Source organism: Microcoleus sp. F4-D5 (assembly GCF_036704885.1).
GTDB lineage: Bacteria > Cyanobacteriota > Cyanobacteriia > Cyanobacteriales > Microcoleaceae > Microcoleus.
Map to the genome: position 1 here is coordinate 9,218 of NZ_JAUBSX010000022.1, position 24,255 is coordinate 33,472.

Consider the following 24,255-nt stretch of genomic DNA (forward strand, 5'->3'; position numbering starts at 1 on the left):
GGACAAGTCCTTCTCCGACACCGACAGGGACAAGTCCTTCTCCGACACCGACAGGGACAAGTCCTTCTCCGACACCGACAGGGACAAGTCCTTCTCCGACACCGGCACCGACTCCAACTCCGACAACGGGGACAAGTGCTTCTCCAACTCCGGCACCGACTCCGACTCCGGCACCGACTCCAACTCCGGCACCGACTCCGACTCCGGCACCGAGTCCGACTCCATCACCGTCACCGGGGACAACTCCGAGTCCGACTCCATCACCGTCACCGGGGACAACTCCGAGTCCAACTCCATCACCGTCAACGGGGACAACTCCGAGTCCAACTCCGTCGCCGGGGACATTGCCGACACAGGTTCCGAGTCCGACTCCGACTCCGACTGCGGGCGGGACAACTCCGAGTCCGAGTCCTTCCATAGTCCCGACTCCAACTGCTACAACTCCAACTCCTCCGCCTTTCGGCGGGGGGCCGACTCCCCCCGGTTTTACATCTCCGACTCCTAACCAGCCGCCGATCGTGGAAACTGGCAAGACACTGACTGGTTTGCAGAATTTGCCTCTGTCTCTGAGCATTTCGGCGCCCAGCGACCCGGAGGGCCAGCCGCTGTCGATCGCAGTAGTAGGACTGCCCAATCCTACTTTCGGCCAGGTAATTACCGGTACGAACCCGATCGCCGTCAACCAAAAGTTAACCGTTCAGGATTTACTCGGGCTGACATTTAAACCTGCAACTAACGCGATCGGGCAAGCGGGCTCTTTCAGCTACAGCGTAGCTGACGACCAAGGCGGGACGGCAGCAGCGTCAGTGGCGATTAACATCAACTCTTTCGATACCTCCGTAACTGTTCCAACTATCCTGTCGCCGATTGTTGTCGATGACGGCATCGTATTTACAAATACGAATAATTTGCTGCCCACTTTCATCGACGTACTGGCGAACGATTCCAGCCCGCAAAAAGGGCCTCTCAACATTATCAATGTCAGCACACCGCAACTGGGGATAGCTGTAAATCTTGTCTCTCAGGTGCAGTTCATCCCCGGCAACGTAGCGGGTACAACTGCTTTCACCTACAGCGTCAGCGACGGATTCGGGACAATTCCGGGCGTAGGTACTGTGACCGTTCAAATTTTGCCTGCAGATAGCGGGCCTAACAAGTTGATTGGGGGCTCTTTGGCGGACAATTTCAACGGTTTGCTGGGCAGCGATACTGTTGACGGTCAAGGCGGTAACGATACGATTAACGGCGGTTTGGATAACGACGTGCTCGTAGGCGGCCCCGGTGCAGATACCATGACGGGGGGCGGCGGCAGCAATCAATTCCGCTATACCAGCCCTGCTGAGGGTGGGCCGGCGTTTGATGCGGCTTCTTCGGCGGCGATCGATGCTGCGATCGCGGCGGGCGGATACGATGTGATTACTGATTTTAACGGCCTCGGTGTGCCGATCGCCGATCAGTTTAATTTTGCCCCCGGATTCCCCAATCTCAGCAATGGCAGTCAAGTTCTGCTGAATGTGCAGACAACTGTTTCTGCAAATATTCTCGGAGGAACTGCTTTCTTGTTTGCCTACGATTCCGGCGGCAATACTTACATCATTTATGACGGCAACGGTAATAATGTCACCGGCGGCGATTCTCGCATTTTTGCGAAGTTAAATGGTGTAACTGGGGTTTCTTCTCTGTCAGGATTTGACTTTACTTTTATCTAAAAAGATAAGAGGTTTGAAACCGCAGATAAACGCAGATAAACGCCGATTTCCTTGGCAATTTATCTGCGTTTATTGGCGTTCATCTCCCGTGAAAATTCAAGCAGATTATCTTCAGAAAACAATCCCAATAAAGGGTCAAGCAGAACACCGAACTTTGAGACAAATTAGAGGTTTGAAACCGCAGATAAACGCAGATAAACGCCTATTTTGTTGGCAATTTATCTGCGTTTACTGGCGTTCGCCTGCGGTAAAAAATTAGATCTGATTTTCCTCAGAAAAAAGCCCTAATAAAGGGCCGAGAATAGCGCCAAAAATAAAGCCGCCCGCGTGGGCCCAGTAGGCAACCCCCCCAGATTCCATGCCGACACTTGCGGGGGCATTCAAGGAAGCCAGGCCGCTTAATGCTTGCTGTGCAAACCAAAATCCTAGAAAGAAGAAAGCGGGGACTCTGACGGTGGTAATAAAGATTCCCAAGGGAAGCAGTGTCAGAACTTTGGCTTGGGGATATCTCAGAATGTAAGCTCCCATCACGCCTGCGATCGCGCCGCTAGCACCCAGAGACGGAATGGCCGACCCTGAGGAAAAAAACCACTGAGTTAGTGATGCTAAAACCCCGCAAGTAAGGTAAAATATTATATATTTGACGTGTCCTAAACGGTCTTCTACGTTGTTGCCAAAAATCCACAGAAATAACATATTTCCGGCAATGTGGAGAAAGCCTGCGTGCAGGAATTGGGAGCTAATTAGTGTCGTCCATTCGGGAAATGGCGAAACTGGCAGCGCAACCCGACACATATTGCTTAACTGGCAAGGAACTACTGCCCAAGAGTAGAAGAATTGGGTTAATTGTCGATCGGGCAAACTGAGTTCGTACAAAAATACTAATATGTTGGCGGCAATCAGCCCGTAGGTGACGTAGGGAGTGATACTGGTGGGATTGTCATCGCGTAAGGGAACCACAGCCTTTTTTTCCTCATCAAAATATTGGCAACACAATAGCGCATTTATCGCCCAGGTGTCTCCTGTCTAAAGGCAGAGGGAAGAAGTCAGTCGATGTTAGATGTTAGATGTTAGATTTTAGATTCACGAATTGAAGAATTGAAAAAAGCCACCTCACAGATGAATCCGGGGGGTTGTTATCGGATACTATGTTTTTGATTTGTGGGTAGTCCTGCATAGCAATGAAAATCCAGGGTTTAAATTGATAAATAAACTGGCGTTATCCTCATGAATAAAATACCAAATACCCCCATATTATTGGAGAGTATTTTGGAGAATGAAAGAGTTTTTATCAGCAATCTAGATATTCTTTGTCTCATCGTATTATTAAATATTTCTATATAGTCGATCGGACCAGTATCCTTTCCTACTACTCTGTGTCTTTTTTGAGGACAAACTGTTGATAGGAAACGACAAAAGTTTGTATAACTTACGGCACATTGACTCTGGAACAGGTCGCACAAGAATCCCATAATACTCGCTCGCCAGCTCGCTCTATTTTGCCAATATACACTCCTACAATTTATGAAAGTTGATACATCAATTGCCAGCTATTTCAACTGCTTGTTATCCTTACTGTCTACAAACGATCGCATTTCATCACATAGAATTGTGAGCTTCCCTTTCTTTTTTGACTTCACTTTGAATTCTCTTTTTACAGGTCATACTTTTTGAGTAACATAGTATTGCAACCACCGTGACGAAATCCCACTCGCCCTCACAATCCCAGCCCGAAATATCTTTTATAATAAAAGTCGAGCAATCAACTCTTTTGTTGCTAATGAAATTGGTTGATGTTTGGGAGTCATGACGAATTGTCTTCCACAATCTCGACATTTAAAATTTTGTTAATCGCTAGCGAGTGCGACCATTTGTCAATCTGGTATTTAGAGTTAAACTTGGGACAGTTGATCGGCTAAAATTCAAGGTAGGTTATAAAGAATAAAATTATCACACATTATCATTGCTATGCAGGACTACCATTAGCGGATAAGTTACAGGTTTTGGTGCAGGTGTCGGTGTTGGTGTTGGCAAGGGTTTCAAATTCGTATTTTTTAACCAAGCTTCGAGTCCGTCAGCGAGTCCGAGTGCTAACTGGCGACGGCGATTTTGAAGGATTTTCAAATCATCGGAATTGGTCAAAAAACCGAATTCTACCAGCAGCGAAGGGATGTTAATGCGCCGGCAAAATCCAAGACTACCAACACCGACCTCAGTGTCTGCTTTTGCACCGGGGCTGACCATTTCTGGAATCCGCAGAAAATAGCCCTTTAAGATTAATTCAGTGTTGGCTTTTCGAGGGGGGTTACTGCCAATATAAAACGCGGTTGCACCGCGAACTAAGGGATTGGAAAAATAGTCGGCGTGCATTTCTACCGCTACATCTCCCGCGCGGCAGCGGTCGTTAATCTAATCGATAGTTTGCGCTGAACTGAGAGTATCCGGAACCGAGAAAACTTCTATCTTTCCCTACCGCAGTTCAGCTACTAAGGCATCCCGAGTTAAGATTGTTTCTTGGGCTTCAATTGTACCAAAAGCGCCCGCCCCGACATCGCGCACGTTGCCTTCAATCCCCCCGTGTCCGGCTGAAACAAAAATAGAACCCATTTAATAAAACTCTCCACCTTGCAGTTATTTTAATGCCTGCTTTTGAGTATTGGGTTTTATTTTACCGCAAATTGTATATTTTTTTTCATTAGCATTAAAAGTTTGCAGTGGCGCAGCCCTCTGAGTTAACGCGCCACTGCAAACTTTTTTAACCGCCAGCAGATTACATTTTGACAGCGGGGCTAGTCGAAGGTTTGGGAGCTTTAATTTCCTGCGAAACTGCACGGGCGCGGTAGAGTTTAGCAACGACTTGCTCGCACTTGGCCAAATCCGATTCTATCTCTGTAAAAATGGCAGTTGATACCGGATCTGTGAACTTCACGCGCAGGTTGTTGATATCGACAACACCAGTTTGTAAATCGCCGAGAGTGCTCCGCAGCAAGAACGTTTCATCGGTTCCTTGCATCGAGGCTTTTAATTTAGCGTATTTGTCAGCAATTTTAGCGGGAATTGAGGGTTTTTCGCCGAGATCGTTGAGGCGACTTTCGAGAGCGATGATGTGGTGCTGTTTGTTTTGAATCATTTCTCTCAAGAGCGATCGCAAATTGCTATCTTGCGTTTTTTCCGCATAATGTTCAAAGGCTTCGCAAGCATAGCGTTCCCCTGCAAGGGCGGTATTCAAACCTTTCACTATATCGCCTTGTGTCGAGCCGCCCCAAGCATTCGCTAATTTCCACCATTCTGCGTTTGTGTCGGTTTCTTCTGGCAAACCGACTTCTTTTCCACCGTAACCGAGGCGAGCCAGAATTGCGGCGGTAAATATTGCTAAATCTCCCGGTTGTCTGGAAGTAATTAAGTTGCCGTCAACGACTAAAGCTTCGTTGATGTAATTAGCCCCGGCATTAATCATGTCTTTTTTGATTGCCAAGAAACCTGTGGCATTTTTGCCTTTTAACAAGTCGGCTTCAATCAAAACTTGCGGGCCGTGGCAAACAGCAGCCACAATTTTTCCTTGTTCAAATGCTTCTCGTACAAATTGCACTGTATTGGGGTTAGTCCGCATCTGATCGGGAGCCATACCGCCGGGAATGACTACTGCGTCGAATTCTGCGGGGACTGCTTCAGTGGTAGTTCCGTCAGCTTGCTGGGCAACTTTTCCTTGTTTCCCTGCATACTTTTCATTTGTCCGCGAACCGAGGACAACTACATCAAAGTTTGCTTGTTTTAAGGCGTTGTAAGGAACTAGAAATTCGGAATCTTCAACTCCATTTTCTATGAGTATGGCAACTCGTTTTGTGTGGGTGACGTTATTTGTTGTCACAATCAATTTTCCTCATAATATCTTTTAATCTAAACATAAGTCATTTATGATGTTTTTAGCGTCTGGCTAAAGTGATAATTTAGTGATTTAAAAAAGGTCCGAGCGTGAGCCTTGAGAGGTATTTTACAGTAATTGTCTCAATGCACGTAAGAGGCTCCGTTAATGTCGATCGTAGTCCCGGTAGCGCGCGCAGCCAAACCGGACGCTAAAAACGCGATCGCATTGGCAACCTCTTGAGGAGGAGCGATTTTGCCGATCGCAATATCGCGCGATTTCAGCTTCCCCATACTCCTGCACAAGGGGAGAACACCACACACAATCTGTGAGTATTTTTTGTTTGGGGCTAACAGACAAATCCAAATTATTGACAGAAAAGCCGAGTTGTGGCGATGGTTACTATTGAGATGGGGTCGAATTAGCGGACGGACTCAGTAATAACCCTGGATGGCAAGCCAGGAGTGGGATCGCGGTCATGGAGAGGAGGAATAAACGAACTAGAGGCTTGATGCTGAACAAAATTGGTCGAGTTTGTTTGATGTTTGATAAGTTTTAATATGAATATTGTTCCTACAGTACCAGGCTAGTGAAATTCAAGCACTATCACTTGATTAACCCTCCAAAACTCTGAATTTGGTCAAACATGAAGTTTAAAAACACCCTATTCTCTGCTGCCGTCACCTTTTCAACCCTGGCGATCGCCTCAGCAACACAAGCTCAAACCGTTAATTCTCGCTGTGACATTTATCCCAGGGGGGAAGACCGCGCATCGAAAGTAGTCAATTGCACCTTTTCTCAGCGTCAAGGTTTTATCCGCATTCAACGGGAAGATGGCATTACCTATGAACTCAAACCCAATGGTGACAGCGAATATCTGTATAAAAACCAGATGTCAGTTCTGAGAGAAAATGACGGGCCGGCGACCATCTTTCGTTTTAGCGACGAATCGGTTTACGTCTATCAGAACGAACGCGCTCCCTCTTCCGCGTCTACTATCAACAAAGGTAATACCCCCGAAAACCTCTACAGTACCGTGCCTCCCAAATTAAAAGACCTCGTGGGAGCTAAAGCGGGGCAAGCAGAGGGAGAATTGCAACGACGGGGCTACACCTACCGCACAACCGCAACCTTTGACGGTGGCAAAAGTGCCTATTATATAGAAAACCTGACGGGGTATTGTGTGGAAGTGGGAACTGTTGACGGACGCTTCAGTAGCATTGTTTACAACTCCAGCGATCGGTGCAATAAGTAACAAATAACCCGTAAAATAATTAATACCGCTTCCAAAAAAGAATGCTACATACAGCATATTCCAGGTTCGTGAAGTACAGTAGCAGCTATATTGGCGGTACGTGTTATGTAGGCTACGTCGCTGTTCTATGGTTCAATGGAACTTGCTCCCCAGACGGGTGGCGATGCACCTTACTGAAAACAAGATTGTGTGTACCGCATATAAATAGAATATGCTGTAGCTTTTTTGTCCTTAAATTCGATAGCTAAAGTGGATTCGGGAGCAGAGGTCGAATTAACTCCATAATTCGGTCAGAATTAAAATTATTGATACAATCAGTTAGTGCCTTGGACAAACTTGCTTTAGATTCGGGAATTTGTAGGATTAATTCATTCATGACTTCCGTATCGAGATAGTAAGCGGCGTGATACATTTGTTCTAACCACTGAGGGGACATCTCGGATAGATCTTCTACAGACAGCGTTTCAACCAATAGTTTTTTGCTAGTTGGTTCTACGACTTCGTAAATATATTTCACTCCCAAATATTTAGCGATTTTGTCAAAGATGTCTCTCTGCTGAAATGGCTTGCTTATAAAGTCGTTACAGCCCGCCATAAGAACTTTCTCTCGCTCTTCTTCAAAAACACTGGCAGTTAAAGCAATAATGACAGTTTCTTGGCTCTTAGGGAATTTTCTAATATATTTAATAGCAGTGTAGCCATCCACGATCGGCATTCGCAAATCCATCAGAATCAGGTGCGGCAGCCAACTCTCCCACAGTGAGAGTGCCTCCACTCCATGTTGTGCCTCTCTTACCTCAAAACCAACCGAGGTAAGGCTCTCGACTAACAAGCGGCGATTTTCTTCTAAATCTTCAACAACAAGAATGCGGTAACTTGGTTGTCCGGGAGCTAAACCAATTACTCTTTGATTAATTGATTCTGGGGGTAAGGATTCTGCTTGAGGTAACTGTACGCGAATCTCAAAGGAAAAAGTGCTACCTCGGTTCAAAGTGCTTTTAACGCGAATTTGACCGCCCATGAGTTTGACGAGTTTTTGACTGATGGCTAAACCAAGCCCGCTGCCTTGACTCAAATTATTCCCAGCTTGGGCTTGCACGAATACCTTAAATAATTTATCAATTTCTGCGGGCGCAATTCCCACGCCTGTATCCTCAACTTCAAAACATAGGTGACAGGATGTTTGGTCTCTTTGTGTTACTCTGACTCGCAGGCTGACGCTTCCTTGCTTGGTAAACTTAATCGCATTACTCAGTAGATTGGTCAAGACTTGATACAGTTTTTTCTCATCAGTATGGACAAATCTGGGTAGCTCGGGATCTTGCTCGACAACTAGCTGTAATTCTTTAGATTGAACTCTAAATTGCAGCATTTCTTCAATAGATGTCAGCAAATTTGTCAAGTCAAAGTCAGAAAGATTGAGAGTCATCCGTCCGCTCTCTATTTTGGATAAATCTAAAATATCGTTAATCAAGTCTAATAAATGTCTACCGCTACGATTGACAATCTGTAAACGTTCTTGGAGAGAACGAGTCAGATTGCTCTCATAGCTCATCAATTGCGTGAATCCCAAAATTGAGTTGAGGGGGGTGCGGAGTTCGTGGCTCATATTGGCTAGGAAGACAGTCTTGGCTTGGTTTGCTTCATTTGCCTGGTGAAATTCCAACTCAGCTTGTTTGCGATCGCTAATGTCAATTAAATATCCCAAGATTTCTACTGGTGTACCTGAATCATCTCGAATTAGCCTAAGCTGACCCAGCATCCAGCGATAAATCCCATCGGAGCGACGAAAACGGTATTCGTGGAAGTAAAAATCATCAACGAATAGATTTGCTAAGCCATTCAGCACTGGTTCTACATCATCGGGGTGTAAGTGATTCACCCAAAATTTAGAATCTTCTAAAAACTCCCTGCTTTCGTAGCCCAATACATCTTTGATATTTTCGCTGATGAACGTTGCTCCATAATCGCCGGCAGGTTTACTGCTAAAAATGACAACGGGGCTGTAATTTAGAAGAAAGTTGAGGCGATTTGTGGAAGCGTGCAAGGCTTGCTCAGCAAGTTTTAGCTCTGTTGCGTCCTCCTGAACGGCAACATATACAGTTCCGTATTCAGGATGTTCAAACATAGATGTATGAACTCTGCACCAAAAGAGAGTGCCATCTTTCTTTTTATTTTGGGCTTCATATTTCGCTTCCCCGGTCTGTTGAATTTGAGTGACGATATCTAGAACGGTTACATCTGGTGTAATATTTGTATCAACATAATTCAAGACACTAACCGATTGACCTGCAAGTTCGCCATCTGTGTACCCAAACATAGCGTCAAATGTAGGATTTGTGTAGACGATCGTGAGGTCTGAGGCTTTGATTAAACACACTCCTCCTGCCATGTTATTCATGATAATGCTTTGAAGCTCTAGCGTTTTTTGAGCTTCTTTTCTATCGGTAATTTCTTGAATTTGATAAATAAAATGCAGGGGGTTTCCCTCTTCATTTTGTACTAGCGATACATTAAGCAGAATCCAAATAATATGTCCTTGCTTGTGGAAATACCGTTTTTCGAGTTGGTAAGTTGAAATCGTTCCTGCTAATAGCTGAGCTAAATAACTAAGATCCACTTCTAAATCGTCAGGATGGCTAATCTCTTGGAAAGTTAACGCTAACAATTCTTCTGATGAGTAGCCAATAATCTGACATAAGGCAGGATTGACTTTAATCCAGTGCCCATCAAGTGCAACGAGCGCCATCCCGATAGAGGCATCTTCAAAGGCATGGCGAAACTGCTCTTCACTGTTTCGTAAAGCTATCTCAATTTGTTTGCGATCGCTAATATCGCGCAGAATAACAGTAAATACCGTTTCGTCTCCCATTTCCAGCCTAGAAATAGAGGCTTCAGCCGCAAACAGCGTTCCATCTTGACGGCGACCCAAAATCTCGCCTCGTTCTCCCATCCTTCGCGCTCTGCTATAAGAGTGTGCAAATTGTTTGATATGCTGCGAATGTGCATCTCTAAACTGTTTTGGCAGCAGTAAATTCAGTGGCTCGCCTAAAATATCTTCCATTTTATAGCCAAAAATCTTTTCTGCCCCTTGATTAAACAGGGTAATGCGTTGAGCGCGATCGACTGAAATGATTGCATCATTGGCTATTTCTAGAATTCCCGCAAAACGAGCCTGCGACTTTTGTAAAGCATCTGTTCGTTCAGCCACAAGAAATTCTAAAGTTTCGTTAAGTTTTTTAATTTCTTTTTCGGCTTGTTGGCGCTTGTAATCTATCTGGTTCAAAAATTGAGCCGTCGCCAAGATGAGAATTGAGAACGTGAAAACCATAATAGCTGAACGCAATGTATAGCCAAAATTAGCGTTGTACCAGCCTAAATTTTGTCCCTGAAGAGTGAACCAGTTCAGCGTGACAGGAAAGATCGTCCCCCAAGGCAGCAACCACCGAACCATTACTCCGCCGACCTGGGGACTGGTTACCACTTGCATTAATCCTTCCTTGGGGCGGAGCCATAAAATTCCTCCATAGAGGATGAAAAAGGTGAAGATTGTGTTTAGGGGTTGAGTAGTCGTAATTGTCACCAACCGTTCAAAAATATCGACAGTGAATATGTGTCCAAATAAAGCTAGCAGAGAAATTAAAGCTGCAACACTACTAAAAATCTGAGCCAACCAAGTGTGTCGTTGGGAATTTTGCCGTAACAGCAACAATCCTACTCCCATCAACACAAAATTTAGGGCGGTATTTACTCCCATTCTTCCCCGATCGGGAGTCCCTGAAGACACGAAATCTCGGAAAAGCCACTCATTAATACCCAGCTTCCAACCAAAAATATAGTCGCTCAGCGTCAGCATACCGATGAGGATTATCAATCCTGCCATTCCTTGAGCGATGCGATCGTTGAGTCTGGTTCTTTGGTACTGCAACAATCTCAAAGAAACTCCAGCCAGCAAAAAGCAAAATGCCGTGTTTGCTTTCATGGTCGAAGTCATACCGGGAAAACCGCTTTTGAGTGGGGAGATGTCAAATTGCCAACCAAGCAGCACGAGACACCCGATCGCAATGACGAGTAGGCTTGCCATTTGAGAAATGCGCTTGTTCATAAATCGGCTGCTTTGGTTGAAATACTCTTGTTCTGATGTTAGGCGAAGCGAAGAAGGTCAACCACGGGGGGACTGCCCCTAACCGAACTATTCAGATTTTGTAGGGATGCGCCCCCTTGCCACCCCAAGATCTTAGGGATCGCAGGACTTCTTTTTGCGTCAAGTGAGCTTGATAACCTAATAATTCAACTATACTATTTGTGCATATGTTTATAGTCGTCTAGCAAGCAACTATGGAAATCAGTATGATTATCGATAGAACTAGCGATCGGGTTGGCGATCCAGCTACCAACTACCGAGGCAATATTTTAATTGTTGACGATTTGCCTGATAATCTGCGTCTTCTCCGGGATACTTTGATAGCCGAGGGTTATAAAGTTCGCAGTGCTATAACAGGAGCAATGGCTATCCGAGCCGCCCAATCGCCATCGACGGAGCTAATTTTACTCGACATTAAATTGCCCGATTTGGATGGCTATGAAGTTTGTAAACAATTAAAATCTGACCCTCACACCGCAGATATTCCAATAATTTTTTTGAGTGCGCTGAATGAAACTTTTAATAAGGTTCAAGGGCTGGCAGCGGGAGGGGTAGATTATATTGCTAAGCCATTTCAAGTCGAAGAAGTATTAGCTCGTGTCGAAACCCACCTAACTATCGGAAGGCTGCAACAAAGACTCCAAAAGCAGAATTTACTGCTGTTGAAAGAAATTGAAGAACGGCAACGTCTCGAAGAGTCTCTCTTTGCCGAAAAGGAATTGGCTCAAGTAACGCTCCAATCAATTGGCGATGGGGTCATTACTACAGATGCCCAAGGTAATGTCAGATATTTCAATCCTATAGCTGAGCGACTGACAGGCTGGAAGACTCATGAGGTTAAAGGAGTTCCTTTCTCTACAGTGTTCATAATTGTCGATCAAGTAACGCGAGAGCCAGTAGAGAATCCTATAAACAAGGCTCTATTAGAGGAGCGAATTGTGGGCTTAACTAACAATACTATTCTGATTTCCCATGATGGAACCGAGTATCCGATTGCTGACTCGGCAGCACCGATTCGAGACCGCCAAGGTAAAATTGTCGGGGCAGTCATGGTCTTTCATGATGTTACTGAATCGCGCTATCTCACCCGTCAACTCTCTTGGGAAGCCAGTCACGATGCCCTGACAGGGTTAATCAACCGTCGAAGATTTGAGCAGCACCTAGTTGAGGCGATCGCTTCTGTTAAAGATAGCAATCACCAGCACGCTCTGTGTTATTTAGATTTAGATCAGTTCAAAGTCGTTAACGATACCGTAGGTCATATTGCTGGCGATGAGCTGCTGCGCCAAATCACCGCACTTATTCAAAAGGGAGTCCGTGCTAATGATATGCTGGCTCGCTTGGGAGGCGATGAATTTGGTATTTTGCTCTCTCAATGTCCGATCTCTCAAGCAGCTCAGATTGCGGAAAATCTTAAAGACCTAGTGCATCAGTTTCGGTTTATTTGGAATGGCAAAACCTTTATCATCGGAGTCAGCATTGGAGTTGTTGCCATTGACGACACCAGCCAAGATTTGATGGAGCTTCTGGGAGCTGCTGATGCAGCTTGTTATGCCGCCAAAGCCAGAGGGCGCAACTGTGTTCATATTTATAGTCTAGATGATGGCGAACTAATTAAACAACGCGGTGAGAGGCAGTTGGTTTCCAAAATCAGCCGAGCGCTAGAAACAAATCGTTTTTGTCTCTACTACCAAAAGATTGTCTCTATTAAGTCTAAACCATTAGTAGAGCATTATGAGATTTTGATCAGAATGCTGGACGAGAATGGAGAATTAGTATCTCCCAATGCGTTTATTCCTGCGGCCGAGCGTTACGGATTGATAACGGAAATAGATTGCTGGGTAATTGAAAAATTTTTCTCAAACTATCACAATTTGCCGGAAAAAGATCGTGTTAATAAAGGCTTGTATACGATAAATCTTTCAGGAGCTAGTATTAGTAACAATCAGTTTCTGAGGTTTTTAATCGAACAGTTTCCACGCTACCAAGTTCCCCCACAAAGCATTGGTTTTGAAATCACAGAAACCGCAGCTATAGCTAACTTTGAGCAAGCCAGATATTTTATAAGCGAACTTAAAAAAATTGGCTGTCGCTTTGCTTTAGATGATTTTGGGAGTGGATTGAGTTCATTTGCGTATCTGCTCAATTTACCAGTTGATTATCTAAAAATAGATGGTGCTTTTGTCAAGAATATTAATCATAATTTGATTTCTCAAGCGATAGTTGAAGGCTTTAATCGCATTGCCCATTCGATGAATATTGAAACTGTGGCTGAGTTTGTCGAAGACGAGACTATTTTAGAAAAATTGCGGGAGATAGGAGTAGATTATGCTCAGGGTTACGGGATCGCCCGCCCTGTTCCTATTAACTTTAATCGCTAACCGTCCAATTATCTCTATTGTGTGAGTCTGGGATAAAACCTCGATCGCGAGCAAGGCATGGGTATTTTTCGCATCAAGAATATTCCGATATTTTGCTCGATCCTTGAGAAAAATTCGTTGCGGGCGATCGTTAAATCTGATTTTTTTAACAGGTAATGACCAATAAACTAGGTTTATTGCCGATCGCCAATCGGTAGAATGAGGTAGAGCCTGTCGATCGCACTCAGCCAGTGGAGTGATTGCCTCACGGTTGCACCCTGTCAGGAGGCTTCCAACAGTCGATCGCCCGCTGCTACAAGGCTGGCTCAATTTACTATGTCACATTTATATGGAATGTGCTGTAATTGTAAAGGGTTGAGTGTTCTATTAAAAATAGACCGAAAAGTTTGCCATGAAAGCAGTTGCGTTCGATCGCTACGGTTCCGCCGAGGAATTGCAGTACCGAGAATTGGAAAAGCCGATCGCCAAATCCAACGAATTGTTAGTGCGAGTTCGCGCTAGCAGCGTCAATCCCGTAGACTGGAAAATCCGGCAAGGACACCTGCAACTATTGACAGGATTTAACTTTCCTCGAATTGTCGGTTCTGACATATCGGGAGTTGTGCTAGAAGTCGGCAGGGAAGTCACCCAATTTCAACCCGGAGATGAAGTTTATACTTTCTTAAATCCCCTGAATGGCGGTGCTTGTGCCGAATACGCCGCCGTTGCAGAATCGAGTGCGGCAATTAAACCTAAAAACATCACTCATGCAGAAGCAGCAGCAGTACCGATTGCAGGTTTAACTGCTTTGCAAGCGCTCAGAGATTTAGGTCAACTTCAAGCAGGAAACAAAGTATTGATTAACGGCGCTTCCGGCGGAGTCGGCACTTTTGCCGTGCAAGTTGCCAAAGCAATGAACGCGGAAGTAACGGGAGTTTGCAGCGCTAAAAACCGAGAATTTATCAAGAGTTTGGGAGCGGATTGTGTCCTGGATTATGCCGAAATTGACTTTACTCAACAAACCGATAAATATGATATAATTTTAGATGCTGTCGGGACAAGAACATTTGCTGAATGCGAAAAAGTCCTGCAACCAGAGGGAATTTATATCTCGACTTTGCCAAGTTTCGAGAACCTCGCACCGATGTTAACGAGCTGGTTTATATCGGGTAAAAAAGCTAAATTAATTGTTGCCAATGCCAACACCAGCGATTTAGGAAGTTTGCGGGAATTAATAGAATCTGATAAAGTTGAGCCGATTGTCGATCGCACTTACAGCTTACAGGAAGTAGCAGCAGCCCACGCTTACAGCGAAACGGGTCGCGCGGTCGGCAAAATTGCGATCGGGATTGAATAATGAAGGCACTACAAGGATTTTGACACGGCTACACGGATTAATTATGGAGCTTTCCTTCTGCTGCTGAAGTCAGAATGAAGAATGAAGAATGAAGTCGGAGCAATGATGAAATAACTATTCTCAATTTCCTCTTTCCAATTACCAATTACCAATTTCCTCTTTCCAATTACCCCTTACCAATTACCCATTCCCTATGACTGCTCCCTCAAACTTGGAGACACCAGAACAAGGTTCCGACAACAATCTCGAAGCAATTAGCCCGGAAAACAGCATTGCACCAATCGCAGGCGGTGCGATGGGTTCTCGCAACTTAGAAAACGAATTTCTTGACGAACTTCCTGACGAAGTTGAAATGTCTTTATTCGAGCATTTAGAAGAATTGCGTCAGCGAATTTTCTACTCGCTAATTGCAGTAGTAATCGCTGTAATCGGTTGCTTTTTCACAGTTAAACCCATCGTGCAACTGCTCGAAGTACCGGCCGGGCCCGTCAAGTTTCTGCAACTAGCTCCCGGCGAGTATTTCTTTGTTTCTATTGAAGTAGCAGGATACAGCGGTTTGCTCCTCGCCAGTCCGTTTATTTTTTACCAGATAGCGCTGTTTGTTCTCCCAGGCTTGACTCGCAAAGAACGCAGGTTGCTCGGGCCTGTGTTTTTCGGTTCGAGTTTCCTATTTTTGGGTGGGTTAGTATTTGCTTACTTCGCTCTGATTCCGGCGGCGCTCAACTTCTTTGTTAGCTATGGAGCGGATGTTGTAGAGCAGTTGTGGTCGATCGACAAATACTTTAAATTTGTGCTGCTGTTAATGTTCAGCACAGGTTTAGCTTTTCAAATCCCGATTCTCCAAGTATTGCTCGGCGTTTTGGGCATAGCTTCTTCCAACCAAATGCTCTCCGGCTGGCGGTATGTAGTCTTGGGAGCGGCAATTTTGGGAGCGGTGTTAACGCCTTCTACTGACCCTTTAACGCAAAGTCTTTTAGGAGGTGCGGTGCTGAGCTTGTATTTTGGTGGCGTTGGTTTGGTGAAGCTTTTAGGACGGTGATTTCTTAATGATATAAAATAAACACTGTCGAGTTATAAATCCTTGAAAAAATGCGAGAACTTTACCCGCCTAGACAACCTTATAACGAAGGAGAACTCAAAGTTTCTGACCTCCATACCATTCATTTTGAAGAGTCTGGCAACCCAGAGGGAAAACCTATTGTATTGCTACACGGGGGACCAGGAGGTGGATGTCCGCCTTTTTACCGACAATATTTTGACCCGAAAAAATGGCGTTTGGTGATGTTTGACCAACGCGGCTGCGGTCAAAGTAAACCTCATGCAGAATTGCAAGAAAATACCACTTGGGATTTAGTCAACGATATTGAGAAACTTCGAGAATATTTAAATATTCAGCAATGGGTTGTTTTTGGTGGTAGTTGGGGAAGCACTCTATCTTTAGCCTACAGTCAAACCCATCCCGACCGTTGCAAGGGTTTAATCTTGCGGGGCATTTTTATGTTGAGAGAAAAAGAAATTCGCTGGTTTTATCAAGAAGGAGCAAGTTATATTTTCCCGGATGCTTGGGAGGAATATGTTAAACCTATCCCCATAAATGAAAGGGATGATATGCTAACAGCTTATTACCAACGCTTGACGAGTCCAGATGCTCAGATTAGATTAGAAGCGGCTCGTGCTTGGTCAATTTGGGAAGGGAGTACGAGTAGATTGTTTCCAGATTTAGATTTAAAGCAAAGATTTGGAATTGATGCTTTCGCGGAGGCGTTTGCTAGAATTGAGTGCCATTATTTTATCAATAAGGGATTTATTGAGCCGGAAGATAAATTGCTTTTAAATATCGATCGCATTCGCAAGATTCCAGCGGTTATCGTTCAGGGAAGATATGATGTTGTTTGTCCGATGATGTCGGCGTGGGAACTGCATCGTGCTTGGCCTGAAGCTGAGTTCATTGTAGTTGCCGATGCCGGACATTCGATGAGCGAACCGGGAATTCGCACCTGTTTAATGGAGGCAACAGATAAGTTTGCAGGCTGGTAGTAATCCAAATTGCTAATCGTTAATTGCTAATTTTTAATGAGTCCTAAGCTGTTCTACATTTAAATTGTCTGTTAAAAAACAATTCCCCGTCTTGTGGGGAGTAGGGGTTGGGCGTCCCGCCCGCTCTGAATATACAATTTAAATGCGCGACAGCTTATAAATATTTTCCGCCTGATGGTAATTTGTTGCTGAGTATTGGGCGAGCGCTCAATTTTAAGGTTGATAAAAAATATAGAGACGCGATCGCCCGCGCCTCTATATTTACTAAAAGTTAAAATTCAAGACCAAAGTTTTGTCAAAACTTTGACTACATTCGGAACTGTTCTACTTCGGGAGTGTAGCCGATCGGCAAAACGTAATCCAGATTCTCGTGGGGACGAGCAATAATATGATACGATAGCAACTTTCCGCCATCGACCTTTTTAACTGATTCAATCCCAGCAGCAACGGCTGCTTGTACTTCAGAGATATCTCCTCGAACTATAACTGTCCAGTAGGCGCGGGTTATTTTTTCATAGCGAACTAAAGTAACTCGGGCTGCTTTCACCATTGAGTCTGCAACTTCTACGGCAGAGGGAAGTCCTAAGACTTCAACCATTCCAACTGCAACACCCATTACAACATTCTCCTAAATTTCACGGGATATCTGAAACTCATTGTATGTGAAATTGATGACAGAAATTGGTGGCGATGATTTTGGTAAGCTAGAAGTCCGATCGCCCAAAATTAAAAAACCCTCACAAACTGTTGCGGCATTTAAATCCAACAGGAGGGGGCGCACCGGAAAGACCGCCATCCTGACGGTTTCAATCACAACAACTGTATAAATTAGATGCGCGACAGGTTGATTCGTTAACGCCTGCTTGTCGGCCCACAAGTTCGCCGATCGATTTTCGGGACTTTGAGATCGCAAAATCCAGCCGCTGCCGGACACAAAACTTTAGGGAACTCCCCCAGATCCCGGCTGTGGAGTCAATCTAAAATCTAAAATCTAAAATCTAAAATCGACTGACGGATCAAAACTCGTCTAGCAACCACTCCGAGGCTCTTTCACCCAAATCTAACGGAACGCTGACAGCTTTGCCCAAGCGGGGGCGCTCGCGGGTAGTGGCGATATACTGTTTCACCTGTTCGGTGGTCCCCCAAGCGTTGAGGTAATTGGCCACCGCCTCCAAATGCTCGAAATAATCAGCCTCCGTCATCGGAAAAGACGCCTGTTCGAGATACTTCCACATAACTTGGACAAAAATCTTGCCCCGTGTCCGCCGCAATCTGATATCGTAAGATTTTCCCCATTTCTCAAGCAATAGCTGGTGTAAATCCTGACCCGTCATGGTGGCTCCTGAGTTAATTCCTTAAACAATAAAAGACAAAGTTCAAAAAATGTAATAATACTCTAATAAAAGCTGGAAGGCGCATTCTTAAAAGGAATTTTTGCTGCCTAAAATTTGTGCGAGCAGATTAACGGCAATTATCCTCCTTCCTCTGCACGTACAGGTTCGCGCTCCAGCTAACAAACAAACGTAACTTAAAACCGTAAAGGCAGGTCATGGCTCAATCTTCTGCTGGAAATCCCGATGTTCCCGATATGGGGCGTCGCCAATTTATGAATTTGCTAACGTTCGGTACAGTCACAGGTGTGGCACTGGGCGCACTCTATCCCGTTGTCCAGTATTTTGTTCCTCCGTCGAGTGGGGCAGTTGGCGGCGGGGTGACGGCTAAAGATGCCTTGGGCAACGACATCATCGTTAGCAAATATTTGGCATCACACCCTGCGGGCGATCGCACCTTAGCCCAAGGTCTCAAAGGCGACCCCACTTATCTTGTGGTGGAAAAAGACCAATCTCTCGCCGACTACGGCATCAATGCAGTCTGCACTCACTTGGGTTGCGTCGTGCCTTGGAATGTTAGCGAAAACAAGTTTATCTGTCCTTGCCACGGTTCTCAATACAACAATGAGGGCAAAGTGGTGCGCGGCCCCGCGCCTTTGTCTCTGGCGCTGGCCCACGCCACTGTCGTAGATGACAAGATCGCTTTTACAACTTGGAAAGAAACAGATTTCCGCACCGGCGAAGCACCTTGGTGGTCTTAAACTATTTTGGATTTTAGATTTGAGATTTTAGATAGGGGGTGAATGGTGAAAACCACAGATAATTGCATCCCTAAAGCAGTCTAATAATCCAAAATCCAAAATCCAAAATCCAAAATCCAAAATCCAAAATCCAAAATTGTCTGACCTTTGAGATTGAATACTCTAATGCCACAAACTAATTTATCTGCGATATTTCGCCGCAGTGCCAGGACGATCGCGAAAACAGCCTTAATTGCGATCGCAGCCACAGCATTTTTCCTCACCAGCGACATCGCACTTCCCCAAGCAGCATTTGCTTACCCTTTCTGGGCTCAGCAAACAGCACCCGCTACTCCCCGCGAAGCAACAGGTCGCATTGTTTGCGCTAACTGTCACCTCGGTGCAAAACCAACTCAAGTTGAAGTACCGCAATCTGTTTTGCCTGACACGGTGTTTGAAGCTATTGTCAAAGTTCCCTACGATACTAACGTTCAACAAGTTGTCGGCGACGGCAGCAAAGGCGGCTTGAATGTAGGCGCTGTAGTGATGTTGCCCGAGGGTTTCAAGATTGCTCCCGAGGACAGAATTCCCGAAGAAATGAAGGAAAAAGTCGGCGACCTTTACTTCCAACCTTACAGCGAAACCCAAGAAAATATTGTTTTAGTGGGCCCAGTACCGGGAGAACAGTACAAAGAATTGGTATTCCCAGTTTTGTCGCCGAATCCGGCAACTGACAAGTCCGTTCACTACGGCAAATACCAAATTTATGTTGGTGGCAACCGCGGTCGCGGTCAGGTTTATCCTACTGGCGAAAAGAGCAATAATACTGTTTACAATGCTTCGGTAGCTGGCACCATTTCTAAGATAGCTCAACCTGAAGATGGCGGTTATCAAGTGACTATTCAACCTGCCGAAGGTGCAGCGGTTGTTGATACGATTCCGGCAGGCCCAGAACTGATTGTTTCCGAAGGACAAACAGTTGCAGCAGGCGAAATTTTGACGAACAATCCTAATGTGGGCGGCTTCGGTCAAAAAGACGTGGAGATTGTGCTGCAAAGTGCCGATCGCGTTAAAGGATTGATGGCTTTCGTGGCTTTGACCATGCTGGCTCAAATTATGCTGGTTCTCAAGAAGAAACAGGTCGAAAAAGTTCAAGCTGCTGAAATGAATTTCTAAGGGCGGCTGTAATTAGTTGGGTAAGGTGCTCTGTGCACACGCAACTATTAGGTAAGTAGGGCGGGTATTCCCCGCCTTATTGTTTGTTTGATAAATAACAAGTAAAATAATGTTAATTGATGAGAAGATAGTTGAAGTAGGCCCGCTGCAATGGTTTTATCGGGAAACAAATCCGGTTAACGAAACTGAGAAACCGCCCGTACTGCTGCTGCACGGTTTGCCGTCCCAGAGTTTTACCTGGACTGTAATGATGCCGGATTTGGCAGCAAGCGGATTTAGATCGATCGCCCCAGATTGGGTGGGTTACGGGCGATCGACAAAACCAGACAAGCGCGACTTTGCCTACAGTCCCGATGCTTTTGTTGAGGCCCTCGCTGGTTTTATTGAAGCTATAGAATTAGACCGGTTTTACCTTGTTGTCCAAGGATTTTTAGCTTCGGCCGGCATTCAATACGCTTTGCGCAATCCCGATAAAATCGATCGTCTAGCCATCATAAATACGCCAGTTTCAGCAGATATAAAATTGCCGTGGAAAATGCAGCAGTTGGGACTGCCTTTTATTGGCGACATGATGACGCAAGACCCGCTTTTGGTAGACAGAACTCTCGAAGGCGGCAGCCGCCAGACAATATCAGACAAGGATTTAGATGTTTACCGCCGACCGTTTTTGAAGAGTTCGGATGCGGGTCGATCGCTGATGAATACTGTCCGCAATATTCAATTGCCGAAGTCAATGGCAGAAATTGAATCCGGCTTAAAAACATGGACTCGACCAACTTTATTTGTGTGGGGTTTGACAGATCCTTGGCTGAGTGTTGAACCCGCTCAAAAGCTAGTGGGTTCGCTGCAAAATGCAGAGTTAGTCACACTAGAACAAGCGGGGCATTATCCTCAAGAACATTGGTCAGAAAAAGTTGGCGATGCTCTGATAACTTTTCTGCGCCGCCAGGAGGTAAAATAATATTTTGTACATAACTCTCGGTGCTGGGTCAGCGAAGCAAAGCCTTGCCGATCTGGATTCCCAGGCAAAGCCTGAGAACGAGAAATCTAAAATCTAAAATCTAAAATCGATATGACTCGTCCCCGTTCAATTTTTGCCTTGATGATGGCGTTTTTGATGGCATTTCTGGTCAGTTGCAGCAGTGTCGAAGCAAAAGTTCCAACGACTTACACAGCAGCGCAAATCCAGCAAATAGAGCGCTATGTTCCTACTCTGACAGAGTTCCGATCGCGCATGGACAAATTGGGTACCCTAATTCAAAAACGAAATTGGGTTGATACCAGAACTTACATTCACGGGCCTCTAGGCGACTTGCGGAACACCATGAAAACAGTCTCTGCGAGTTTGTTGCCTAGTTCTCAAAAACAAGCTGTTGATTTGACCAAGAGTTTGTTTGCCGATTTGGTTAACATCGATCTTGCTGCTAAAGACCTTGACTATGCAAAAGTCACGGCCAGCTATCAAAAAGCTGTCAATGATTTCGATAGCTTCTTGCAGCTAATTCCTAAAGCTTAATTAGCCTTAACTCACATCTGGCATCCAGAACAGACAAGATGCCTGTTCCACAAAGAAAGAATCAGTTTTCTTGTGGGGCGGGCATCTTGCCCGTCCGAAACAGGTTTATACGGACAAAACCTAGGAAGCAGTTAATCTAAAATCTAAAATCTAAAATCTAAAATTGAATGGTTCGCGTTGCAATTATTGGTTGCGGTATTATTGGGGCGTCGATCGCCTTTGAACTAAGTCAATTTCCCGAACTGAAAGTTACTGTGTTCGACAAACAGCCGCCGGCACAAGGTTCTACTGGCGCTGCACTAGGTGTTTTGATGGGAGTGATCGGCCACAAAACTAAGGGCAGAAATTGGCAGTTGAGGGAAACCAGCCTTCAGCGCTACGAAACTTTGATTCCTGAATTGGAAGCAGTTACGGGGCGAAAAATTCCTTTTAACAAACAGGGAATTTTAATGCTTTGTTCCGAGGGAGAGGATTTAAGTAAGTGGGAAAAATTGATAGCAACTCGCCGATCTCAAGGTTGGCAATTAGAACTTTGGGATGTGGAACGAGTTCGCGATTGCTGCCCTCATCTCTATTTAAACGATCGCATTATTGCTGCGATTTATTCGCCTCAAGACCGGCAAGTCGATCCGGCGGCGCTAACTTTGGCTTTGGTTGATGCTGCAGAACGAAATGGGGTGATTTTTGAGTTTGGGGTGGAAGTTGAAGGAATTACTCAGTTGAATTCTCAGGTGTCTCAGATTCAACTCCCATCTTCCATTGCTGTCAATAAGTCTTGTGGAACAGGCATCTTGCCTGTTGCTGAAAATTTCGATCGACTAATTGTTTGCGCTGGTTTGGGTTCTGCTGCTGTGACTGCATCGTTAAATCAGTTGGTTGACATTCGCCCGGTGTTGGGACAAGCGCTGCATTTGCGATCGGCCAATCCTTTAGGAAACCCAGATTTTAGGCCGGTAATTACTTGCGATGACGTTCACATTGTGCCTTTGGAAAATCAGGAATATTGGGTGGGGGCGACGGTTGAGTTTTCAGAAAATGGCGGGGAAATTCAGGCAAATGCTGATATGTTGGCGCAAGTGATGGCGAGGGCGACATCCCTTTGTCCGGGCTTAGCATTCGCCTCAATCATCAGGAAATGGTCGGGATTGCGCCCGCGGCCGGAAGGGCGGCCGGCCCCAATTATCGAGACGCTTCCCGGTAACGATCGCGTTCTCATCGCCAGCGGTCACTATCGCAACGGTGTTCTGCTGGCCCCTGCAACAGCGCGATCGATTCGAGAAATGATTTTGCAATAGTTAACAAATGTTAATACAATCAAGATAGCCATTCATATCTTACATCAAAAAATGTCTGACAAACCTTTAGGTAAACCCCGCTCATTGTGGCGAGTAATCTTGCTGTCCGCAGTCAGTTTGCTGCTATATTACGGATGGTACAAATGGATTATTCAAGAAGAATTGCGCCGCTATAACGGCAGCGGTTGGTCGGGAACCCTTTGCTTGCTTCCCTTTGTTTTAGGAGTAGCCGTCCCCCAAGCTTTGCGGATATTCGATCCTGACGTTCCCGGATGGTTTGGTTGGTTTTCCCTCCTCGGTATTGCTTGGATTTACATCGTGCAGTTCAAACTTTACAACACAGTTAACGAATTGTACCGCCAAGAAGGAATCAAAGAACCGCTAACAGTTTGGTGGCTTTTTGTACCCGGTTTAAATTTAGTTGTCGGCTTGCGGCAAATTCACTTTTTGAGCCTGTTTTGGGCGAGAAAACAGGGAATAGAAGTTAAGGATAACTTAGCCGAAAGCATTCCTTTCCTCTCAGCTAACGCTTAAGAGTAAACTTTTTACAATGATATCATAAGTTTGTAGGGTGCGTCAGTAATCACAGCTCGATTTTCCAATAATTTAGCTGACTGACGTACCCTACAAGTTTATACTAAGAACAAAAAGCGGTTTGACGCGCGAAGAATTATGGCGGTAAGATGCGCCTCAGCGCACATTAGATAATTAGGTTCTGCATCCACGACTGAATCACCAAAACCGATTCGGCAAATCCGCAAGAATGAGTTTGAGTTCCAGTTCGTTGACCCGCTTAATTGCTTTAGGAATACTTACCCACTGCCGCTTTCTTTTGCTAGCTTCCGGCCAAATTTCCAGAACTGCTTCCACTTGCAGTAGAAATACTCCTACCTGCCAAGTACAGCCGGACTTTTGATACTCGTAAGTTCCTAGCAAATCCGGGAACACTTTACCCAACAAACCTGCTTCTTCCCAAGCTTCCTTGGCGGCGGAATCTTGGGGAGTCATGTCAGGTTCAATTAATCCTTTGGGAATCACCCAGCGCTTGCTAGCGGAAGAAGTAATCAGCATTACTTCAATTTGTCCGTCTTGAATGCGATAGGGAATTACCCCGGATTGATCGACCAATAAAGCGATTTTTATACTCATGATTTCTGCAATATTTCTGGCTGCAAAAGCTGCTGTAACCTCATAAACGGTTTACAACTAAAAAATAAAAACAGCATCCTGATTCTCGATACTTCCCAAGTTGAGATAGCAATAAAGTGGAGAATAAACATATTTGGCTTTTCCTGTCTGTCGAAAATAGGAAATTCCCCTGCACTCCCACTGCACAATAATATTATAATAACCGCGCACAATTCTCTACCGACAAGCAGATAAAAGCCGATCGACAATATCTGCCTTTAGCTGCATCGGTATGCGGTTTTACGCCTAATCTTTCTTCGCCTTAGCCTCCAAATTTTCCATGCA

22 protein-coding genes and 1 pseudogene are annotated in these 24,255 nt (G+C 45.1%); 12 read left to right on the forward strand and 11 right to left on the reverse strand.

The window, feature by feature from the left end; all coding sequences use genetic code 11:
• Positions 1-532 (reverse strand): annotated as a pseudogene (locus QUA80_RS12680) (hypothetical protein); the annotation flags it as partial.
• Here QUA80_RS12680 and QUA80_RS12685 point away from each other — a divergent pair.
• Entirely contained in the window at positions 519-1,709 is a 1,191-nt protein-coding gene (locus QUA80_RS12685; RefSeq protein ID WP_333424931.1) for an Ig-like domain-containing protein, read from the forward strand. The pseudogene QUA80_RS12680 and the gene QUA80_RS12685 overlap by 14 nt on opposite strands.
• Before the next feature lie 255 nt (positions 1,710-1,964).
• On the opposite strand, the gene QUA80_RS12690 is transcribed toward QUA80_RS12685, so the two are convergent.
• The 5 genes from QUA80_RS12690 to QUA80_RS12710 all read right to left on the reverse strand — a co-directional run bounded on the left by QUA80_RS12690 (position 1,965) and on the right by QUA80_RS12710 (position 5,864).
• On the reverse strand, positions 1,965-2,669 hold the full coding sequence (locus QUA80_RS12690; RefSeq protein WP_333424933.1) for a rhomboid family intramembrane serine protease: 705 nt from the start codon (positions 2,667-2,669) through the stop codon (positions 1,965-1,967).
• Between the two features lie 990 nt (positions 2,670-3,659).
• Positions 3,660-4,118: an N-acetylmuramoyl-L-alanine amidase gene (locus tag QUA80_RS12695; RefSeq protein ID WP_333425073.1), complete on the reverse strand. Its 459-nt coding sequence runs from the start codon at positions 4,116-4,118 to the stop codon at positions 3,660-3,662.
• A gap of 60 nt (positions 4,119-4,178) precedes the next feature.
• On the reverse strand, positions 4,179-4,316 hold the full coding sequence (locus QUA80_RS12700; protein WP_333424935.1) for a hypothetical protein: 138 nt from the start codon (positions 4,314-4,316) through the stop codon (positions 4,179-4,181).
• Positions 4,317-4,479: 163 nt separating this feature from the next.
• Positions 4,480-5,577 carry a DJ-1/PfpI/YhbO family deglycase/protease gene (locus tag QUA80_RS12705; protein ID WP_333424937.1) on the reverse strand — a complete coding sequence of 366 codons (1,098 nt, stop codon included), beginning with the start codon at positions 5,575-5,577 and terminating at the stop codon, positions 4,480-4,482.
• Between the two features lie 137 nt (positions 5,578-5,714).
• Positions 5,715-5,864 carry a hypothetical protein gene (locus QUA80_RS12710; RefSeq protein WP_333424939.1) on the reverse strand — a complete coding sequence of 50 codons (150 nt, stop codon included), beginning with the start codon at positions 5,862-5,864 and terminating at the stop codon, positions 5,715-5,717.
• 353 nt (positions 5,865-6,217) lie between these two features.
• On the opposite strand from QUA80_RS12710, the gene QUA80_RS12715 reads away from it, so the two are divergent.
• A complete protein-coding gene (locus QUA80_RS12715; RefSeq protein ID WP_333424941.1) occupies positions 6,218-6,826 on the forward strand; it encodes a hypothetical protein in 609 nt (202 codons plus the stop codon).
• 244 nt (positions 6,827-7,070) lie between these two features.
• Here QUA80_RS12715 and QUA80_RS12720 read toward each other — a convergent pair whose 3' ends face one another.
• The gene (locus QUA80_RS12720; protein ID WP_333424943.1) at positions 7,071-10,931 is read right to left on the reverse strand and encodes a PAS domain S-box protein; all 3,861 of its coding nucleotides are present in this window, start codon (positions 10,929-10,931) and stop codon (positions 7,071-7,073) included.
• Between the two features lie 245 nt (positions 10,932-11,176).
• On the opposite strand from QUA80_RS12720, the gene QUA80_RS12725 reads away from it, so the two are divergent.
• From QUA80_RS12725 to pip, 4 genes are all read left to right on the forward strand, one after another.
• On the forward strand, positions 11,177-13,351 hold the full coding sequence (locus QUA80_RS12725) for an EAL domain-containing protein (protein WP_333424945.1): 2,175 nt from the start codon (positions 11,177-11,179) through the stop codon (positions 13,349-13,351).
• 391 nt (positions 13,352-13,742) lie between these two features.
• Positions 13,743-14,687, forward strand: a complete 945-nt coding sequence (locus QUA80_RS12730) for an NAD(P)-dependent alcohol dehydrogenase (RefSeq protein WP_333424947.1) — start codon at positions 13,743-13,745, stop codon at positions 14,685-14,687.
• Positions 14,688-14,880: 193 nt separating this feature from the next.
• Positions 14,881-15,726 (forward strand): twin-arginine translocase subunit TatC, encoded by an 846-nt coding sequence (gene tatC, locus QUA80_RS12735; RefSeq protein ID WP_333424948.1) that lies wholly within the window; start codon positions 14,881-14,883, stop codon positions 15,724-15,726.
• Positions 15,727-15,776: 50 nt separating this feature from the next.
• Positions 15,777-16,724 (forward strand): prolyl aminopeptidase, encoded by a 948-nt coding sequence (pip, locus tag QUA80_RS12740; protein ID WP_333424950.1) that lies wholly within the window; start codon positions 15,777-15,779, stop codon positions 16,722-16,724.
• A 307-nt stretch (positions 16,725-17,031) separates the two neighbouring features.
• Here the strand turns inward: pip and QUA80_RS12745 are convergent, their stop codons facing one another.
• The 3 genes from QUA80_RS12745 to QUA80_RS12755 form a co-directional block, all read right to left on the reverse strand.
• A complete protein-coding gene (locus QUA80_RS12745) occupies positions 17,032-17,340 on the reverse strand; it encodes a carbon dioxide-concentrating mechanism protein CcmK (protein ID WP_333365857.1) in 309 nt (102 codons plus the stop codon).
• Between the two features lie 12 nt (positions 17,341-17,352).
• Positions 17,353-17,658, reverse strand: coding sequence for a hypothetical protein (locus QUA80_RS12750; protein ID WP_333424952.1), 306 nt, complete (start codon positions 17,656-17,658; stop codon positions 17,353-17,355).
• Positions 17,659-17,740: 82 nt separating this feature from the next.
• Entirely contained in the window at positions 17,741-18,058 is a 318-nt protein-coding gene (locus QUA80_RS12755; RefSeq protein WP_333424954.1) for a DUF3067 family protein, read from the reverse strand.
• A 215-nt stretch (positions 18,059-18,273) separates the two neighbouring features.
• Here QUA80_RS12755 and petC point away from each other — a divergent pair, with 215 nt between their 5' ends.
• The 6 genes from petC (at position 18,274) to QUA80_RS12785 (ending at position 23,316) form a co-directional block, all read left to right on the forward strand.
• Positions 18,274-18,816 carry a cytochrome b6-f complex iron-sulfur subunit gene (petC, locus tag QUA80_RS12760; RefSeq protein WP_333424956.1) on the forward strand — a complete coding sequence of 181 codons (543 nt, stop codon included), beginning with the start codon at positions 18,274-18,276 and terminating at the stop codon, positions 18,814-18,816.
• A gap of 165 nt (positions 18,817-18,981) precedes the next feature.
• Entirely contained in the window at positions 18,982-19,971 is a 990-nt protein-coding gene (gene petA, locus QUA80_RS12765; protein ID WP_333424958.1) for a cytochrome f, read from the forward strand.
• 109 nt (positions 19,972-20,080) lie between these two features.
• Positions 20,081-20,932: an alpha/beta fold hydrolase gene (locus QUA80_RS12770; RefSeq protein ID WP_333424959.1), complete on the forward strand. Its 852-nt coding sequence runs from the start codon at positions 20,081-20,083 to the stop codon at positions 20,930-20,932.
• A 111-nt stretch (positions 20,933-21,043) separates the two neighbouring features.
• The gene (psbQ, locus tag QUA80_RS12775) at positions 21,044-21,487 is read left to right on the forward strand and encodes a photosystem II protein PsbQ (RefSeq protein WP_333424961.1); all 444 of its coding nucleotides are present in this window, start codon (positions 21,044-21,046) and stop codon (positions 21,485-21,487) included.
• A gap of 167 nt (positions 21,488-21,654) precedes the next feature.
• Entirely contained in the window at positions 21,655-22,782 is a 1,128-nt protein-coding gene (locus QUA80_RS12780) for an FAD-dependent oxidoreductase (RefSeq protein ID WP_333424963.1), read from the forward strand.
• A 51-nt stretch (positions 22,783-22,833) separates the two neighbouring features.
• Positions 22,834-23,316: a hypothetical protein gene (locus tag QUA80_RS12785; RefSeq protein ID WP_333424965.1), complete on the forward strand. Its 483-nt coding sequence runs from the start codon at positions 22,834-22,836 to the stop codon at positions 23,314-23,316.
• A 198-nt stretch (positions 23,317-23,514) separates the two neighbouring features.
• Here QUA80_RS12785 and QUA80_RS12790 read toward each other — a convergent pair whose 3' ends face one another.
• Positions 23,515-23,931 carry an NUDIX hydrolase gene (locus QUA80_RS12790; protein WP_333424967.1) on the reverse strand — a complete coding sequence of 139 codons (417 nt, stop codon included), beginning with the start codon at positions 23,929-23,931 and terminating at the stop codon, positions 23,515-23,517.
• Between the last annotated feature and the right edge of the window lie 324 nt (positions 23,932-24,255).

Bases quoted from the DNA above. Each gene is read 5' to 3' on its own strand.
- QUA80_RS12700 (WP_333424935.1), bottom strand. From the start codon at position 4,316: ATGGGTTCTATTTTTGTTTCAGCCGGACACGGGGGGATTGAAGGCAAC.
- QUA80_RS12710 (WP_333424939.1), bottom strand. From the start codon at position 5,864: ATGGGGAAGCTGAAATCGCGCGATATTGCGATCGGCAAAATCGCTCCT.
- QUA80_RS12715 (WP_333424941.1), top strand. From the start codon at position 6,218: ATGAAGTTTAAAAACACCCTATTCTCTGCTGCCGTCACCTTTTCAACC.
- QUA80_RS12720 (WP_333424943.1), bottom strand. From the start codon at position 10,931: ATGAACAAGCGCATTTCTCAAATGGCAAGCCTACTCGTCATTGCGATC.
- QUA80_RS12725 (WP_333424945.1), top strand. From the start codon at position 11,177: ATGATTATCGATAGAACTAGCGATCGGGTTGGCGATCCAGCTACCAAC.
- QUA80_RS12730 (WP_333424947.1), top strand. From the start codon at position 13,743: ATGAAAGCAGTTGCGTTCGATCGCTACGGTTCCGCCGAGGAATTGCAG.
- tatC (WP_333424948.1), top strand. From the start codon at position 14,881: ATGACTGCTCCCTCAAACTTGGAGACACCAGAACAAGGTTCCGACAAC.
- pip (WP_333424950.1), top strand. From the start codon at position 15,777: ATGCGAGAACTTTACCCGCCTAGACAACCTTATAACGAAGGAGAACTC.
- QUA80_RS12745 (WP_333365857.1), bottom strand. From the start codon at position 17,340: ATGGGTGTTGCAGTTGGAATGGTTGAAGTCTTAGGACTTCCCTCTGCC.
- QUA80_RS12755 (WP_333424954.1), bottom strand. From the start codon at position 18,058: ATGACGGGTCAGGATTTACACCAGCTATTGCTTGAGAAATGGGGAAAA.
- petC (WP_333424956.1), top strand. From the start codon at position 18,274: ATGGCTCAATCTTCTGCTGGAAATCCCGATGTTCCCGATATGGGGCGT.
- petA (WP_333424958.1), top strand. From the start codon at position 18,982: ATGCCACAAACTAATTTATCTGCGATATTTCGCCGCAGTGCCAGGACG.
- QUA80_RS12770 (WP_333424959.1), top strand. From the start codon at position 20,081: ATGTTAATTGATGAGAAGATAGTTGAAGTAGGCCCGCTGCAATGGTTT.
- psbQ (WP_333424961.1), top strand. From the start codon at position 21,044: ATGACTCGTCCCCGTTCAATTTTTGCCTTGATGATGGCGTTTTTGATG.
- QUA80_RS12780 (WP_333424963.1), top strand. From the start codon at position 21,655: ATGGTTCGCGTTGCAATTATTGGTTGCGGTATTATTGGGGCGTCGATC.
- QUA80_RS12785 (WP_333424965.1), top strand. From the start codon at position 22,834: ATGTCTGACAAACCTTTAGGTAAACCCCGCTCATTGTGGCGAGTAATC.
- QUA80_RS12790 (WP_333424967.1), bottom strand. From the start codon at position 23,931: ATGAGTATAAAAATCGCTTTATTGGTCGATCAATCCGGGGTAATTCCC.